14 protein-coding genes are annotated in these 15,106 nt (G+C 60.8%); 4 read left to right on the top strand and 10 right to left on the bottom strand.

Going from position 1 to position 15,106, the window contains the following annotated elements:
• Positions 1-10 precede the first annotated feature (10 nt).
• Positions 11-238 (top strand): hypothetical protein, encoded by a 228-nt coding sequence (locus ABEB25_RS06205; RefSeq protein ID WP_345735517.1) that lies wholly within the window; start codon positions 11-13, stop codon positions 236-238.
• Positions 235-534, top strand: coding sequence for a type II toxin-antitoxin system RelE/ParE family toxin (locus ABEB25_RS06210; RefSeq protein WP_345735518.1), 300 nt, complete (start codon positions 235-237; stop codon positions 532-534). The genes ABEB25_RS06205 and ABEB25_RS06210 overlap by 4 nt, the downstream gene beginning before the upstream one ends.
• 158 nt (positions 535-692) lie before the next feature.
• Here ABEB25_RS06210 and ABEB25_RS06215 read toward each other — a convergent pair whose 3' ends face one another.
• From ABEB25_RS06215 to ABEB25_RS06235, 5 genes are all read right to left on the bottom strand, one after another.
• Positions 693-911 (bottom strand): hypothetical protein, encoded by a 219-nt coding sequence (locus ABEB25_RS06215; protein ID WP_345735519.1) that lies wholly within the window; start codon positions 909-911, stop codon positions 693-695.
• A gap of 769 nt (positions 912-1,680) precedes the next feature.
• Positions 1,681-2,073: a four helix bundle suffix domain-containing protein gene (locus ABEB25_RS06220; protein ID WP_345735520.1), complete on the bottom strand. Its 393-nt coding sequence runs from the start codon at positions 2,071-2,073 to the stop codon at positions 1,681-1,683.
• Positions 2,074-2,231: 158 nt separating this feature from the next.
• Positions 2,232-2,483, bottom strand: coding sequence for a hypothetical protein (locus ABEB25_RS24465; protein WP_425571979.1), 252 nt, complete (start codon positions 2,481-2,483; stop codon positions 2,232-2,234).
• Between the two features lie 41 nt (positions 2,484-2,524).
• On the bottom strand, positions 2,525-5,809 hold the full coding sequence (locus ABEB25_RS06230) for a ribonucleoside-diphosphate reductase subunit alpha (RefSeq protein ID WP_345735521.1): 3,285 nt from the start codon (positions 5,807-5,809) through the stop codon (positions 2,525-2,527).
• 114 nt (positions 5,810-5,923) lie between these two features.
• Complete coding sequence (locus tag ABEB25_RS06235) at positions 5,924-7,006, bottom strand: ribonucleotide-diphosphate reductase subunit beta (protein WP_345735522.1); 1,083 nt, start codon at positions 7,004-7,006, stop codon at positions 5,924-5,926.
• Positions 7,007-7,444: 438 nt separating this feature from the next.
• Between ABEB25_RS06235 and secG the strand changes: the two genes are divergently transcribed.
• Both secG and ABEB25_RS06245 read left to right on the top strand, forming a co-directional pair.
• Positions 7,445-8,059, top strand: coding sequence for a preprotein translocase subunit SecG (gene secG, locus ABEB25_RS06240; RefSeq protein WP_345735523.1), 615 nt, complete (start codon positions 7,445-7,447; stop codon positions 8,057-8,059).
• A gap of 45 nt (positions 8,060-8,104) precedes the next feature.
• On the top strand, positions 8,105-8,950 hold the full coding sequence (locus tag ABEB25_RS06245; protein WP_345735524.1) for a M23 family metallopeptidase: 846 nt from the start codon (positions 8,105-8,107) through the stop codon (positions 8,948-8,950).
• An 18-nt stretch (positions 8,951-8,968) separates the two neighbouring features.
• On the opposite strand, the gene ABEB25_RS06250 is transcribed toward ABEB25_RS06245, so the two are convergent.
• The 5 genes from ABEB25_RS06250 to glmS all read right to left on the bottom strand — a co-directional run bounded on the left by ABEB25_RS06250 (position 8,969) and on the right by glmS (position 15,011).
• The gene (locus ABEB25_RS06250) at positions 8,969-9,664 is read right to left on the bottom strand and encodes a thermonuclease family protein (protein ID WP_345735525.1); all 696 of its coding nucleotides are present in this window, start codon (positions 9,662-9,664) and stop codon (positions 8,969-8,971) included.
• Positions 9,665-9,747: 83 nt separating this feature from the next.
• Complete coding sequence (locus ABEB25_RS06255; protein WP_345735526.1) at positions 9,748-10,476, bottom strand: methyltransferase domain-containing protein; 729 nt, start codon at positions 10,474-10,476, stop codon at positions 9,748-9,750.
• 58 nt (positions 10,477-10,534) lie between these two features.
• On the bottom strand, positions 10,535-11,845 hold the full coding sequence (locus ABEB25_RS06260; protein ID WP_345735527.1) for a hypothetical protein: 1,311 nt from the start codon (positions 11,843-11,845) through the stop codon (positions 10,535-10,537).
• A gap of 117 nt (positions 11,846-11,962) precedes the next feature.
• On the bottom strand, positions 11,963-12,787 hold the full coding sequence (locus ABEB25_RS06265; protein ID WP_345735528.1) for a hypothetical protein: 825 nt from the start codon (positions 12,785-12,787) through the stop codon (positions 11,963-11,965).
• Between the two features lie 370 nt (positions 12,788-13,157).
• A complete protein-coding gene (glmS, locus tag ABEB25_RS06270) occupies positions 13,158-15,011 on the bottom strand; it encodes a glutamine--fructose-6-phosphate transaminase (isomerizing) (RefSeq protein WP_345735529.1) in 1,854 nt (617 codons plus the stop codon).
• Positions 15,012-15,106 lie beyond the last annotated feature (95 nt).

The following is a 15,106-nucleotide window of genomic DNA, read 5'->3' on the forward strand; positions in this document are numbered from 1 at the left end:
ATTATTCAGCATGAGCACTGTCAGCGACATCATCCAGGCTGCGCTGGAACTCGACCGTTCAGATCGCGCGACGGTTGCCCTGTCAATGCTGGACAGTCTGCCGGATGACGCCATGGAGCCAGATGAGATCCTGGCCGAGGCCCTGCGTCGGGATGCTGAAATCGAATCTGGGCAGGTCAAAGAGCTGTCCTATGAAGAATTCCTCGCTGGCATTCAACGTCCCGGCAGGGCCGCATGAAGCTGAGTTTCCATCCAGGCGTGCAGTCTGACGTCAACGCGATCCTGGCTTATTATGACGAGCAGGGCGGAGAACGTTTGGCGGATCGGTTTTATGAAGACCTGACGGCCCGTTTCCAAGACATTCTGGAGCATCCGCACAGATTCCCTTTTTATTTGGGCAACCAGGTCAAACGACGTATCCGGCTGCACCGCTTCCCCTACCTGGTTTTGTACCGCATCTTGCCTGACCGGGTCCGGGTTACTGTCGTGAAGCATGAAAAACGACATCCCAACTACGGATTGGGCAGGCGCTGAACCTCGCAGCAATCTACCTGTAGTAGGATGACGGGAAAGCCAGTCGGTGGCCTTTTCGAGGCATTCCAGGAAACGACTGGCGGCCTGCTCCGAGCGGTCATGATCATAATCGAACGCCTCCAGAGACTCCGTTCGTGCGGCGTCAGTGAAAAGGACGGTCATGGACGCAGACGGGAGCGCATTTCATGCAGGACTTCATGGGCCCCGTGAAGGTTCATCTCGCCGCGCTCCACCGCATCAATGCGGTCTTCCATCTCTGGGGCCAAGCGTGCCTCCCAGGCAGCATCACAGGAGCCGACAATGAGGTCGTCCAGCAGAGCGGCCTGCTCTGATTCAGGCAACTGAAAAAAGGCTTGGCGAAGGGCAGCGGCGGACATGCTGGGGATTGTAATGACTCTGGCAGGAGGAGGCAAGTCTGGGGTTCACGCGGGCCAGGGTGTCTCGCCCTTTTAGGGCTCCTTGAGCGTGGGGTGGGGGGCCTGGGTACCCAGGGCGATGCCCTGGGCTTGGTTGTCTCGCCCCTTTGGGGCTGGGAGGAGCTGACGGGGATTGGCGCGCCCAAGAAAGACTGGGAAAGCGCTTACGAGGCGATATGGATCGAAGTCAAGTGACCAGACTCAAAACAGAACTGAACTCCGACAGGTGCCTCGATGACATCACCGCCATCGACTGAGATGAGGCGACATGGGATGCCGCTTTGCGACAGCCAAACCTCCACCTCACATGGCCTGGTCCTACCGTGAAAGTTATGGAGTGCGTCTAAACATGGAGGCCACTTCGCTTCTTCATTAGATGAACGAAAGTAAAAGGACAACATGAACAGTCGTTCGTCCAAGAAACTGAACTGAATTGATTTATCCTGGTAGGCCAGCAGGGTCATGCCTCCCATTCCTTTACCGTGATCCTGAGGGTCCCCAAGTTCATCGACAATGTGCTTTTGAGTGGCCTCAGTCGGGAAAAGTGGGGCTATTTTTAAACGGGCGTCCAAAAGAAGGCGTTGGTTCTCTGAGGTTAAGGCAGGCGTTTTTACCGTGTTCCTGGAATCTTATCGAAACCACGGAGAGGTCAAGAGAGCACGGAGGTTGGTCTGACGGGGCGGACGTTTCGGACTTGTCGGGGGGAGTGGGTAGGTTGGATGAGGGGAGGTTAAGTTTCGATGTCCTGGGTGCCTTTGCAGTTGGGGTAGGCGGGGCAGCCCCAGAATTGGCGGCTGGTTTTTCCTGCGGTGCGGCGGCGCATGGGTTGGTTGCAGAGGGGGCAGAGAGGGGTGCCGGATTGTTCGGCCCGGGACTGGATGCGGGTGGTGTGGAGGCGTTCGGTAAATCCCCCGTTTTCTTTGAAATTCTCTGCCTGACTCTGAAGCTGGCGTTTGAGAAGATAGGTCGCCTGATTGATGGCGCAGAGCATGGCGTTGGCGGCAAATTCGGGGTCGGCTTTGGCGACGAACTCGGCGAGGCCGGCCAGTCCGGTGAGGATGACTTTGCCTTTCGGAGCGGCTGGCAGGCTGGGGAAGAGGTCGTGCTTGAGGCGCTCGCGCATGGCGAGGCATTGGCGGGAGTCTTTGTGCCAGAGACGGAGGCCGTTTGAAGAAGGAAGCTTTTGTAGTCTCTGGCGAGTTCGTCGTTCAGGCTGGCGCGTGCGACGTTAGTCAGCTTCATTTCCATCTTCCGAGACGTGGCGGCGGCACCGCTGCCCTCCTAGATGTTCCGCACGCCGCTACGGGCAGCCTGGATCATTTGGTCGTGGGTGCGGCTGCTTTTTTCAATGAAGCGGTTACAGAAGACGACGGTGGCGTCATAGACTGCTTCGGCTACGACATAGCTGCGGAGGTTTTCGTAACCGCCGTGGGGCAGAAGAGGGCTGTTGGGGTCGGGAGCGGGTTTCTTGTTGGACCGGTCTGACAAATCGGACTTGTCAGACCGGCCTGAGGGATCTGGTGAGGCGGGCATCTCGGTGGTAGGTGAGAGGGGCCTGCTTCAAATGAGCTATGCTACTGACAAGCCTCACAAGTCCCGCCGTTCCGCATCGCCTCAATGGAACAAGCTTGAATCTGCTCCTCCGTGTAAGCGGCGGCTTTGGTGGGGTCTTGGCCGACGATGCCGCGCATTTCCTTCTTCACTTCGACATCGGCTTTTTCGATGTTGGAGGCGGAGCGGGTGCGGAGGTAGTAGGTGGTCTTGAGGCCTTTTTTCCAGGCTCCTCGATACATGTGGGAGAGGGTGCGCATGTCGCTCTCACCGCAGAAGAGGTTCACGGACTGGGACTGATCAATCCACTTCTGGCGGCGGGCGGCGGCATCGATGAGCCAGCTCCAGTCAATGCTGAAGGCGGTGGCGTAGCGGCGCTTGAGGTCCACAGGGATTTCCTCGATGCCTTCGATTTCGCCGTCCATGTACTTCAGCTTGTTCTGCACCTCAGGGGTCCACAGGCCGCGCTTTTTGAGGTCGCGGATGAGGTAGGGGTTCAGCAGCATGAAGTCGCCGGAGAGGTTGGACTTCACGAGCATGTTGCTCATGAGGGGCTCGATGCACGGGCTGGAGCCCATGATGTTTGAAATCGTGGCCGTCGGGGCGATGGCGAGGACGTTGCTGTTGCGCATGCCGTGCTTGGCGATCTTGGCGCGCAGGGCGCTCCAATCCATCTTGCCGCCGCGAGGGACGTCGATCTCCATGCCGCGCTCCTGGGCGAGGAGGTCCACGGTATCCTGCGGGAGGAGGCCGCGATCCCACTTGCTGCCTTTGTAGGTGGAGTAGGTGCCTTTTTCGGCAGCCACGTCGCTGCTGGCCTCATAGGCGTAGTAGGCGACGGCTTCCATGAATTCGTCGTTGAATTCGACGGCTTCCTTGGACGCAAAGGGGATGCCTTTGCGGTAGAGGGCGTACTGCAGGCCCATGACGCCGAGCCCGATGGGGCGGTGACGCTCGTTGGAGGTCTTGGCGGCGACGGTGGGGTAGAAGTTGATGTCGATGACGTTGTCCAGCATGCGCACCGCCGTGCGGATGGTCTCGCGCAGCTTGGTGTGGTCGATGTTGCCAGCGTCGTCGAGGTGGTTGTCGATGAGGACGGAGCCGAGGTTGCACACGGCGGTTTCATCCGCGCTGGTGTTCAGGGTGATCTCGGTGCAGAGGTTGCTGCTGTGGATGACGCCGACGTGGTCCTGCGGGCTGCGGACATTGCAAGGGTCCTTGAAGGTGATCCAAGGGTGGCCGGTTTCGAAGATGGATTTGAGCATCTTCTTCCACAGGTCCAGGGCCTCAACTTCGCGGCCGAAGATCTTGCCAGCCTTAGCCATGACCTCGTACTCAGCGTAGCGTTTTTCAAAGGCGCTGCCGTAGAGCTCATGCAGATCGGCCACTTCATTGGCGCGGAAGAGCGTCCAGGTGCCACGGGTCTCCATGCGCTTCATGAAGAGGTCGGGGATCCAGTTCGCGGTGTTCAGGTCATGCGTACGGCGGCGTTCATCGCCGGTGTTCACGCGGAGCTGGAGGAAGTCCTCGATGTCGTTATGCCACACTTCCAGGTAGGCGCAGCCAGAGCCACGGCGCTTGCCGCCCTGGTTCACGGCGATGAGCTGGTCGTTGTGCAGCTTCAGGAAGGGGATGACGCCCTGGCTTTCGCCATTGGTGCCTTTGATGTAGCCGCCCGTGCCGCGCACGCTCGTCCAGGAGCCGCCGAGACCGCCGGCCCACTTGGAAAGGAAGGCATTCTCCGCGATGCCACGGATCATGATGGACTCGATGCTGTCGTCCACCTTGTAGAGGTAGCAGGAGCTGAGCTGGCTGTGCAGGGTGCCGCTGTTGAAAAGGGTGGGTGTGCTGGAGCAGAAGCGGCGGCCTTTGTACAGCTTGTACAGGGCGATGATCTTGTCCTCCGGGTTCTCCTTTTCCTGAATGCAGAGGCCCATGGCCACGCGCATCCAGAAGAGCTGGGGAGCCTCCAGGCGCTTGCTGGGCTTCACCTTTTTGTCCACGATGAGGTAGCGGTCGTAGAGGGTCTGGATGCCGAGGAAGTCAAAGTCCATGTCGGCGGTGGGCTCCAGGGCCTCGGCCAGTTTGTCGAGGTCGAACTCGAGCAGGCGAGGGCTGATGCGGTCGATCTCCACGCCACGGGCGAGGTTGCGGCGGAAGGCGCGGCGATGGAAGTCGCGCAGGGCCTCGATGCCGTCGCGGACGATGTCCCAGCCGAGGACTTCTTCATAAATGTAGCTGAGGCGGATGCGGGCGGCGAAGCGGGCAAAGTCGGCGTCCTTCTGCATGAGCGTCTTCGCATTCAGGATGACGGTCTGCTTCAGGTGCTCCAGCGTGATGTCGGAGTTCAGGGAGCGGCGCAGCTCCATCTCGATCTCATTGCGGGTGAGGCAGAGATCCAGGCCGAGCATGGCAAAATCGATGCGCTTTTTCAGGTCCTGCCCATCCCAGAAGAAGGTCTCCGTGGGGCTGGCGCGGACGACGATGAGGGCCTGCTGATCGTGGTCCTCCTGGCTGAGGCTTTCGGCCACTTCTTCGTCATGCTCGCGCATTTTGGAGCGGAGGGCGCGGTACTGGATGTAGGCGCGGGCCACCTTGAAGAAGCCCTGCTTCATCAGCTCTTCCTCGACGATGTTCTGCACGTCTTCGATGTGCATGAACTGCTTGCCCTCTTCCGCGACGAAGCGGCTGGCTGCCTCCGCCACCTGCACGGCGGGGGAGGAATCCATCTCCATGGAGAGGAAGGCTTTGCGCACGGCGATCTCGATCTTGTTATGGTTCCAAGGGACGAGCTGGCCGCTGCGGCGGATGACTTTGGTGCTCACGATCAGCGGCTGGGGCAGGGTGTTGTCGGCAAGGCTGTCGTACTCCGTACGTTTGCGGCGCTCCGCCAGACTGCGGGCCACGTCATGGGCATTGTGCCGGACGAGGGCGCGCTCGATGCAGTGATAGATGTCCTTCCCGCTCAGGGCGCTGCCGGCTCCCTCGGCAATCTGGGCGGTGCGCTGGTGCAGCTCATCCGCCACGGCGCGGGCGATGGTCTGCACGAGCTGCTGGTTCTTCTCGTTGTAAATGTCGCTCTCCTTCTGGCGGGCCATGAAGAGATCCGCCAGGGCGCTGCCCACGGTATCGGCGATTTCGCCCATGTCGAAGTCACGTTCGTCCCCGCCCACCTTCACCTTGATGGCGGAGGAGGACTCGGATCCGCCGACCGTCAGCGCGCTCCATTCGAAGCGCGGTTTCTGGTCTTTGGGGGTGTGGGCGACTTTTTTGAGGGCTTTGTCTTCGTGGAGCAGGTCCTGGATCATGGCGGGAGCGGGAGATGAGGTTGACTAGGAGCAGCGAGGCGTTTTGGAGGATAAGAAATCCGCGCTGGAGGGCTCCAGCGAAAACGTCCGTTCCTTCGGGAAAGGGAGAAAAGATTACAGGTCGTCGTCGTCGCAGACAGCGAGGGCGGAGGACTTCTGGTAGTCCGTGACTTTGCCTTCGAAGAAGTTCTGCTCCTTGCGCACGTCCATCATTTCCGCCAGCCAGGGCAGCGGATTGGTGACGCCCGGGTTCAGGGCAGGCAGGCCGCAACCGGCGAGGCGACGGTCGGCGATGAAGTCGGTGTAGAGCTCGAACTCGGCGGCGCTGAGGCCGACGGCGTTCACGGGCAGGCAGTCGCGGATGAATTCCTTTTCCAGGGCCACGGCCTCGCGCATGGTCTCCACCAGGTCCTGGCGGAAGTCGGCGGTCCAGATGTCCGGGTTTTCCTCGATGAGGTCCATGAACAGATTGCGGAAGACTTCGATGTGGTTGGACTCATCGCGCAGCGTGTAGCGGAACATCTGGCCGATGCCGGGGAACTTGTTCTGGCGGTAGAGGCTGAGGATCATGCCGAAGAGGCCGTAGAACTGGGTGCCCTCCATGCACTGGCCGAAGACGAAGATGTTTTTCGCCAGGAGCTGCTTGTTCTCCAGCTTGGTGAGGTCCAGATCGCGACGCAGGTTGTTCGAGTGCTTGGTCACGAACTCGTTTTTCTTCACGATCGTGGGGATCTGCTCGAACATGGCCTCGCACTCATGCGGGTTGATGCCCAGGCTGGAAATCATGTACAGGAGGGAATCCGCGTGGATGTTTTCCTCATGCGCGTGGCGGCCTAACACCAGTTTCAACTCCGGCGCGGTGACGAGCTCGCGCACGACGTGCTGCACATTGTCACCGACGATGCCTTCAGCGGCGCTGAAGTAGCCGATGCCCATCATGATGATCCAGCGCTCGTTTTCCGAGACGTCGTGGGAGCGCCACTGCTCCACATCTTTCTGCATCTGGATGTCTTCCGGCTCCCAGTGGTTGGCCTTCATGATGCGATAAAGATCATAGGCCCACTGATATTTCAGGGGCAGAAGATTGAAGGTCATCGTCTGCCGTCCATTGATCACTTTCTTGGCGGCAAAGGCCTCTTCAGCCTTGTCTTGGTCCAGAGGAAACTCACGATTGCCAATTTTGTAGATTTTATCCATGAGGTGTCAGAATCGGGTTGAAATGAGCGGAACGGTTGAATTTAGAGGGATTGGGAGATTAATCGACTAACGAACGAACTACCAGATGTTGCGCGGGCCGGGGGTGATTATGCACTACATCTTGTGGCCAGCCAGTCAATTTTGCCATCCAATGGGGTTGGATCATGTTTCACAGCGCAGCGCCAAGCGTTCCACATCGATTAAATTTTTTGGGCGTTAAAATCGCGAACGGGATGTCCATTTATGAGAATCTTCGCAAAAAGTAGAGAAGCCCTTCAAAGCCAACGCATTGTGAATAACTTGCCTCCGGGCTGGTCACCGAGCCTCCTTTTGAAACATTTTCGACCCCTCCCCGCAAGACTCTGAGAGCACCTTAAAAAGCTCCCCGCCAGAACGCGCTTGCCAAAAGGCGGACATCCCTCATATTCGCGCCCCCTTATGGTCGACATTTTGATTGGCACCCTTACCGTGGTGGAGGTACTCGTTTGCCTCCTCCTCATTCTCATCGTCCTCATGCAGCGTCCGAAACAGGAAGGCCTGGGCGCTTCCTTCGGTGACGGCATGATGTCCCAGATCGCTGGCGCGCAGACGACCAACGTCCTGCAAAAGTTCACGGTGTACCTCGCCGTGGCCCTCTTTGTCCTGACGCTGAGCCTGGCCCTGCTGGTCACCCGCAAACAGTCCCAGAAGGCCAACGCCCGCATCTTTGATGCCCCGCCACCTGCCGCCGCCCCGGCTGCTGTGACCCCTGCTGAAGCCCCGAAAGTGGAAGTGACCCCAGCCACCCCGGCTGCGGCCACGACTCCGGCAGCACCTGCCGCCACGGCCCCAGCCGCACCGAAGCCAGCCACGGAAGCCCCCAAGGCCCCTGAACCTGCCAAACCGATCATGAAAGAGCCAGGTGAAGCCGCAGCCCCGGCTGCCCCTACACCCGCCGCCGCCACCACCCCAGCGGTGGAGGCCCCTAAGCCTGCCGCCCCGGCCCCTGCTGCTCCCGTCCCAGCAGCCCCGGCCGCTCCAGCGCCTGCAGCCCCGGCTGCCCCCAACCCTTAATCCCAGCTCGTCATTCTCGAGCACAACCTGGTCTTTGACCGCCCCATGAAAAACGGCGGCTCAGCATTTCACTCCAGCCCATCACGCCGTGTCTCATGGTGTGCTGGGCTGTTTGTTTTCCTGGGCCTGCTTCTGTTTTCCGGCCTGCTCCAGGCCGATGGCGTGGTGCGCTGCCAGCTTGCCGACGGTTTTGACTTCCCCGTGGGCAAACCCAACGGCGACAACTACTACAAATCCCGCGGCTACTGGCCCAATGGCCACCTGGGCGAGGACTGGAACGGCAAAGGCGGCGGCGACAGCGACCTCGGCGCGCCCATTTATGCCTCCGGTCGCGGCGTGGTCATCATCTCGGAAAATGTCGGTGTCGGCTGGGGCAACTGCATCATTATCCGCCATCCCTACCGCGATGAAACGGGCAAGATCGCCATGGTGGACAGCCTCTCTGCCCACCTCCAGCAGCGGCTGGTGAAAGTGGGGCAGACCGTGGAAAAGGGCCAGCTTATAGGCACCATGGGTGGCAACAACGGCATGTACCTCGTACACCTGCACTTCGAGATGCGGAAGAACCTGCGCATCGGCATGAACCGCAGCCAGTTTGCCCGCGACAACACCAATTACTACAGCCCCACGGACTTCATCAACAAGCACCGCGTGCTGCCCACCAGCTTTCAAAAGTACCCGGTGCCGATGGGCCTCTTCGCCCCTTATGGCCGCTCCCTGGCCGATGCCCGCAGCGATGGTGAAGACACCGTGAAGGTGCCCACGCTGCCTACCACCCGCCCCAATCTGCCGGAATCCGGCCCCTCTGCCGATGACGAGGACTTCTGGTCCAAACTGCGCACGCGCCTGAAGCAGGGCAAAATGACTGAAGGCGTGGACACCCCGCAGTAATCTCGAAGGCCCGGCTTATTAAAAAGCCACCTTGGCCCAGACACCCTGCTTTTCTTCCCGGGCCTTGCGGGAGAGGGCCATCAGCTCCGCCAGATAAGTGGGCAGATCCCGCGAATCTCCCGGCAGCTCCGTATCCACCCCATCCAGCCGCGCATAACCTTTGCGCAACAGCAGATCAATGAGGTACACGGGCTGGCCGTCCTCCCGCAGAAAGCGGATCAGCGCGTAGTAACGCAGGGTATTGGGCACACGTTCCCAGCGGGTGATGACCTCAAAGGGCCGCGTTTTCAGCAGTTCCGCCACATAGGCTGCCGCCTCCATCCCGGTGGAGATGATGACCTTTTCATTCGTCCGGCCAAAATAACGGGCCTGCTCCGCCACCCGCTGCGGATGGTTCATGCTGGCCTCCAGCGCATCCACAAAATACAGGACAAAGATGTGCTCGTCATTGCCGATGCGGATGCGCAGCGTATCCGCCTCATTGGCGCGGCTTTCCACCAGGACGGCCCGGGGAAAGACCAGAAATTTGTCTGCCACGCCCTTGGCTCCGCCGCCTTCATCGGGCAGGGTTTCGCCAGGCATGCCCGCCACCTTCACCGGCACAGCAGGCGGCGGTGCCGGCCGGCTTTCCTTCAGCAGGATGCCTCCCAGCACGACCATCAGCACCAGCACCGCAGTGATGGCGAGATTGAGCAGCGTGTCGCGGAGTGGCATTGGCAGCCGCCATTGTCTGTGCGAACCGGCCTCTTGCCAAGCGCTTAGACGGCTTTCCCCGGCCAGGGAGGCCAAAAACCGCCTCAGGCCACCTTGCGGATCCAGCGGGTGCCCAGGGCCACGCTCCACTGGTACTTGCGAGCGTGCTCGCGAATCAGGAAAGGCAGGTCCTTTTCCTCCGCGAGATCGAAGTGCGCAGCCAGTTCCCGCTTCAGCCAGTCGCGGGTGGACCCTTTGGGCCACTGGCCCCGAGGGGTGAACTCCTCCAGCCAGGTGCAGGGGGTCGTCAGCAAAAGCTGGCCGCCCGGTTTCACCAGTTCGGGCAGGCGGGCGATGAGCAGTGCGGGATCCGTGAGGCGGCACAGCAGATTGGCCGCATGGACGAGGTCGAAACTGCCCAGGTCCGCCCGCAGGTGCATGGCATCGCCCTGCTCAAAACGGACACGGTCGCGCGGGCAATCCGCCGGCACCTGGGCCACCAGGGGGGTGGTGGCGGCGGCCTCATCCAGCCGCTGGTAGGGCAGGTCCTGCCGGATCAACTGGGCAGAAGCTTCCACAAAGCTGTGGCTGTAGTCCATGCCCAGGACGGAAGCGGCGTGTTTGGCCAACTCGAACGAGGAACGGCCCACCGCACAGCCCAGATCCAGGGCCGTCTCCACCGGCCGGGAAAAATCCGCCAGCTCCGTCACCGTGCGCACGGCAAAGCCCAGCGCCGATTGCGGCCCGTCCGCCCATGGCAGCACCTCTTGTGCGGCCCCGTAGTGAAAGAGCAGGTATTCATCGAGCAGGCGGCGGGTTTCGTAAATGTTCATGGAGCCTGAGGCTACGCCTGAGCGGCGAAGAGTGGAAACAACAGCTTCAGAAAAGTCGTCAGCCCACGCAGGGCAGCATCATGGCATCCCGCATGCCATGGAGGATCTTCTTGTCCGCCGGGCACACCGTAGCCAGCACCCCACCCAGGTGAGTCTCCTCCGTGCCCTGCGGCACAAAGTAGTAGGGGCAGAGGCGCACGCGAGACTTCATCATCGCCGTCTCCTGCCGTTCCTCGTTCCAGGCCGGGTGATTCACCACCCGGGCACGGTGAAAGCGCTGCATCACAAAGGGGTTCGTGGGAAAGCTGGCCAGCGCCTCATCCAGTGCCGTCGCCCACTGCTCCTGCGACAGGTCATGGCCGATGGACACACTGCGGGAGCCCCAGCCCACCTCAGAAAAACCGCTGATTTTCAGCACCAGTTCCCGCTGCTTGCCGCCGAACTTTTTGGCCTCCTGCCAGGACTGGATATTCAGCCCCGGATACACCGCAAAGGGCGGCAGCGGCGCGGGATCCACCACCCACCCCTGGGGGATGCATTTCTGCAGCAGTTCATAGTCCGCCTGGCCCAGCGTCTCCCGCCAATAGTCCTGGAGCGGGGGTGACCAAAACAGCACCAGCCACAGCTTTTCCTCCAGGAAGGCCTTCAGCGGCGGGGTGAACTGCAGCTCCCCCTCCTGCGCCATCTTCAGCATCTCCGTGGCGAGGTCCACATTGTCGAGATCGAACAGCTCAAAGAAACGGTACACGCTGGAGCCCGCCAGCTCGCGCGGCGTCAGGTTCCACGGATTCATCACACTGCGGGGGAAACCGCCGCCGCGCTCGTTGAGCTTGCCCACCAGCCACTCCATCTCCGGCTGGTAATCACCCGACTCGCGGGAAATGAGGATGTCCTCGTTCGGAAATGCGGCGGCAAACCCTTCCACCATGCCTGCCCCACCGCCGAGCACGGGCTGGCCCAGGGCGGCATAGGTTTCATTCAGCCAGCCGGTGAGGCCGATGCCCCCCGGCAGGGAGTCCAGCTCCGAGATGCACACACCATCCTCCGTCAGCACCAGATCGGGCCGCAGCACGCCGGGCAGATCATTCCGCCACCGGGCCTCCCGCCCCAGGGCGATGACGTGGGCGGGTTTGCCCTGGTCCATCAACTGGGCCACCCAGGCGATTTCCGGTTTTTCCAGGCTCTCAAAATACAGCCGGTTGCTGGCTCGCTGAAAGGCCCGCAACGCAGGCCCCAGTTTCTCGATCAGCGCCACCGTCGCGGCATCCAGCGCGAAGGCTTCAGGGGAAAGTACCCACTCCTTGTCGCGGAACATGCCCTCCTCTGGAAAACTCTGGCGAATGTGGGCGATGCGATCGGCGGGGGACATGATGTAAGAGGAAACGGCCAAGCCAGGCTCTTGGATGAACTTGCACCCATTCTGGCACCACCCTGGTCCTTGCTCAATCAGAAGCATCCGCCTGAATGCAGGCCACACGTGCGGCTTCTACTTCAGCGTCAGCTCTTCCATCAGGCCACGGAGCTGATCATGCGTGCGGGCCACCATGCTCTGCGTGGGCGGGCCGGTGTTCTTGTCATTCCAGACTTTTTCCAGCTCCGTCAGCACCCCGATCACCGGCTGCACCAGGGCAGAACGGCGGGTCGTTTCACCCAGGGTCGCAAAATCTTGCCGCAGGTCCGCCAGCAAGGCAGGGGAGCCGATGCACAGCGGGCGCTTGTCCACATCCGGGATCTCCACCACCAGCTTGGAGACGATCTCCAGAGAGCGCATCCAGGCCCCGATGTCCACCAGCACGGCGAGGTCGTCGTCCATCTGCTCGCGCAGCAGGCGCAGGAGTTCCTGGTGGCCGTCCACAATCTCCTGGCGGAGGTCTTTCCACTCATCCATCTCCGCCATTTTGGCCTGGGCCATGAGGCGGGGTTTCATCTTTTCTCCCAGGCCCAGCATGCGGCAATAGGTGACGATGTCCTGGTTGTTGTTGCGGAACTGCTGGGAATCTCCAGCCTCCCAGATGAGAAACGTTTCCCCGATCAGGCTGCCCAGGGTAAAGGCGGCCTTGTTCCGATCCGCCGTGGGTGAGGGCGGCTGCGGCCGGTACATGGTGCGCCAACGCGCCTTCGTGTGCTGCCCGGCCATCTCCAAAAAGTCCGCCGGCGTCTGGTCCTCCGTCCAGAAAATGACCCGAGCCACAAATTCCCCGGCACTGGCGGCGATGGAATTCGGCGGTACTGGCTCCTGACTCCAGACGTGGACCGGGAGCACGACGGCAAGCGCCGTGCTGAGGACAAGCACGTTCGAAAATGGAATCACGGTGGGGGTTTGGTCGGACTTGTTAAGATGCCTGAAAGGAACGGATTGTTCAAAATCCTGTTCTTTTTCCAACACCAAAATAATTCGACTCACCTGCTCTTCGCCAGATTTGCCCCTTTGTCCACATCACATCCGCATGTAAAACTAGCACCTCTGAGCGCAACTCATACCGACTGGCTTGGCAAAGCTTGCCTATTCCAAGGGGGTTTCAACGAAGCCTGGGCAAATCCGGCATCATTGAGGCCGCTCGAATCTTCTCGTCTGTGCCACTCAACTGAACGAGTGGAATCACCTACGTGCCCTCACTCTAAAAAAGCGTGGGCGCGGAACCCTTCCACACCCACGCTTTGAGATTTCGGCAGTTGGGGTTTTACTCCACCGTCACGCTCTTCGCCAGATTGCGCGGCTTGTCCACGTCGCAACCGCGAGCGACGGCGGTGTAGTAGGAGAGCAACTGCAGCGGGATCACGGTGAGCAGCGGGCTGAGGTAGGACGGGCAGTCCGGGACGTAGATCACATCGTCGGTGAGGCGCTCCAGCTCGGTGCGGCCTTCGGTGGTGACGCAGACGACCGGGCCTTTGCGGGCCAGCACTTCTTCGATGTTGCTGACGTTCTTATCGAACACGGCATCATCCGGAGCGATGAAGATGGAGGGCATGTCTGGCTTCACCAGGGCGATGACACCGTGCTTCAGCTCGGCACTCGGGTGACCGCTGGCGTAGATGTAGCTGATCTCCTTCATCTTCAGCGCGCCTTCGAGGGCGACGGGGTAGTTTGCCTGCCGGCCCATGAAGAGCATCCCTTCGGCGTTCGCGTGTTTCTCGGCGATGGCCTTGATGCGGTCCGTCTGGGTGAGAATGCTGGCGATCTTGTCCGGGATGGCTTCCATCTCGTCGATCATCTCCATGCCATCGGCGGTGGAGAGGTGATGGATGCGGCCAAAAAGCATGCCGAGAAGGGTCATGATCATCACCTGAGAAGTAAAGGTCTTCGTCGCCGCCACACCGATCTCAGGGCCAGCATGGATGTAACAGCCGCCGTCGCTTTCACGGGCGATGGTGCTGCCCACGCTGTTGACGATGCCCAGGCACTTGATGCCTTTGCGCCGCGCTTCACGCATAGCGGCCAGGGTATCAATGGTCTCGCCGCTCTGGCTGAGGACGAACTGCAGGGTGTTCTTGTCCGCCGGCACGTTGCGGTAGCGGAATTCGCTGGCGATTTCCACCTCCGTAGGCACACGAGCGAGGGTCTCGATGACGTATTCCCCAACCATCGCGGCATGGAAGGCTGTGCCGCAGCCGCTGAGGATGATGCGGTCAATGCCACGTAGCTCTTGCGGAGTCATGTTCAGCCCACCCAGGATGGCCATGCCGTCATCGCGGGAAAGGCGACCGCGCATGGCGTTGCGGAGGGAGTTCGGCTGCTCGAAGATTTCCTTGAGCATGTAGTGCGGGAAGTCGCCTTTTTCAGCGTCATCGGCGGTGAATTCCACCCGGCTGACTTTCACCTGCGCGGTGCCGCCATCCATGGAGGTGACGTCATAACGCCCTTCCGTGAGGCTCACGATGTCGTGGTCATTCAGATACACCACGTCGCGTGTGTGGGCGACGATGGCGGAGACATCGCTGGCGAGATAGTGCTCTCCATCGCCCAGGCCGACGACAAGCGGGCTGCCCAGGCGGGCACCGACGATGACGCCAGGAACCTCGGCATGCATGGCCGCGATGCCGTAGGTACCTTTCACCTTGGCCAAGGCCTGTTTCAGGGCGGTGCGCAGGCGGGTAGGACCATCGGTTTCATCGCTGGCATCAAAGTAGCGACCCACCATGTGAGCCAGGACTTCGGTATCGGTCTGCGACTCAAAAGTATCACCTTGCGCGAGCAATTGATCACGCAGCGTCTGGTAGTTTTCAATGACGCCATTGTGGACGAGCACCAGCTTGCCGCCCTGGTCGCGATGCGGGTGGGCGTTTTCATCGGTGGGAGCGCCGTGGGTGGCCCAGCGCGTGTGGGAAATGCCTGTGCAGCCTTGAGGGGCGATCTCCGCCACGGCCTGCCGCAGGTTATCAATGCGGCCCGCCCGCTTGATGATTTCGACCGTGTCACCGCCGTTCAGAAGGGCAATGCCCGCTGAGTCATAGCCGCGATATTCCAGCCTGCGCAGCCCATCCAAAAGGATCGGGCTGGCCTGCCGCTTGCCGATGTAGCCAACAATTCCGCACATAGTGTTCGTTTTGCCCGCCGCGCAGCGGGAACTTCATTCTAGCCGTTAGAATGCCAGCCCGCCAGTGAAAGGGCAATTTGGTGAAAGATTCGGCT

The sequence above is a fragment of the Prosthecobacter algae genome, assembly GCF_039542385.1.
Taxonomy (GTDB): domain Bacteria; phylum Verrucomicrobiota; class Verrucomicrobiia; order Verrucomicrobiales; family Verrucomicrobiaceae; genus Prosthecobacter; species Prosthecobacter algae.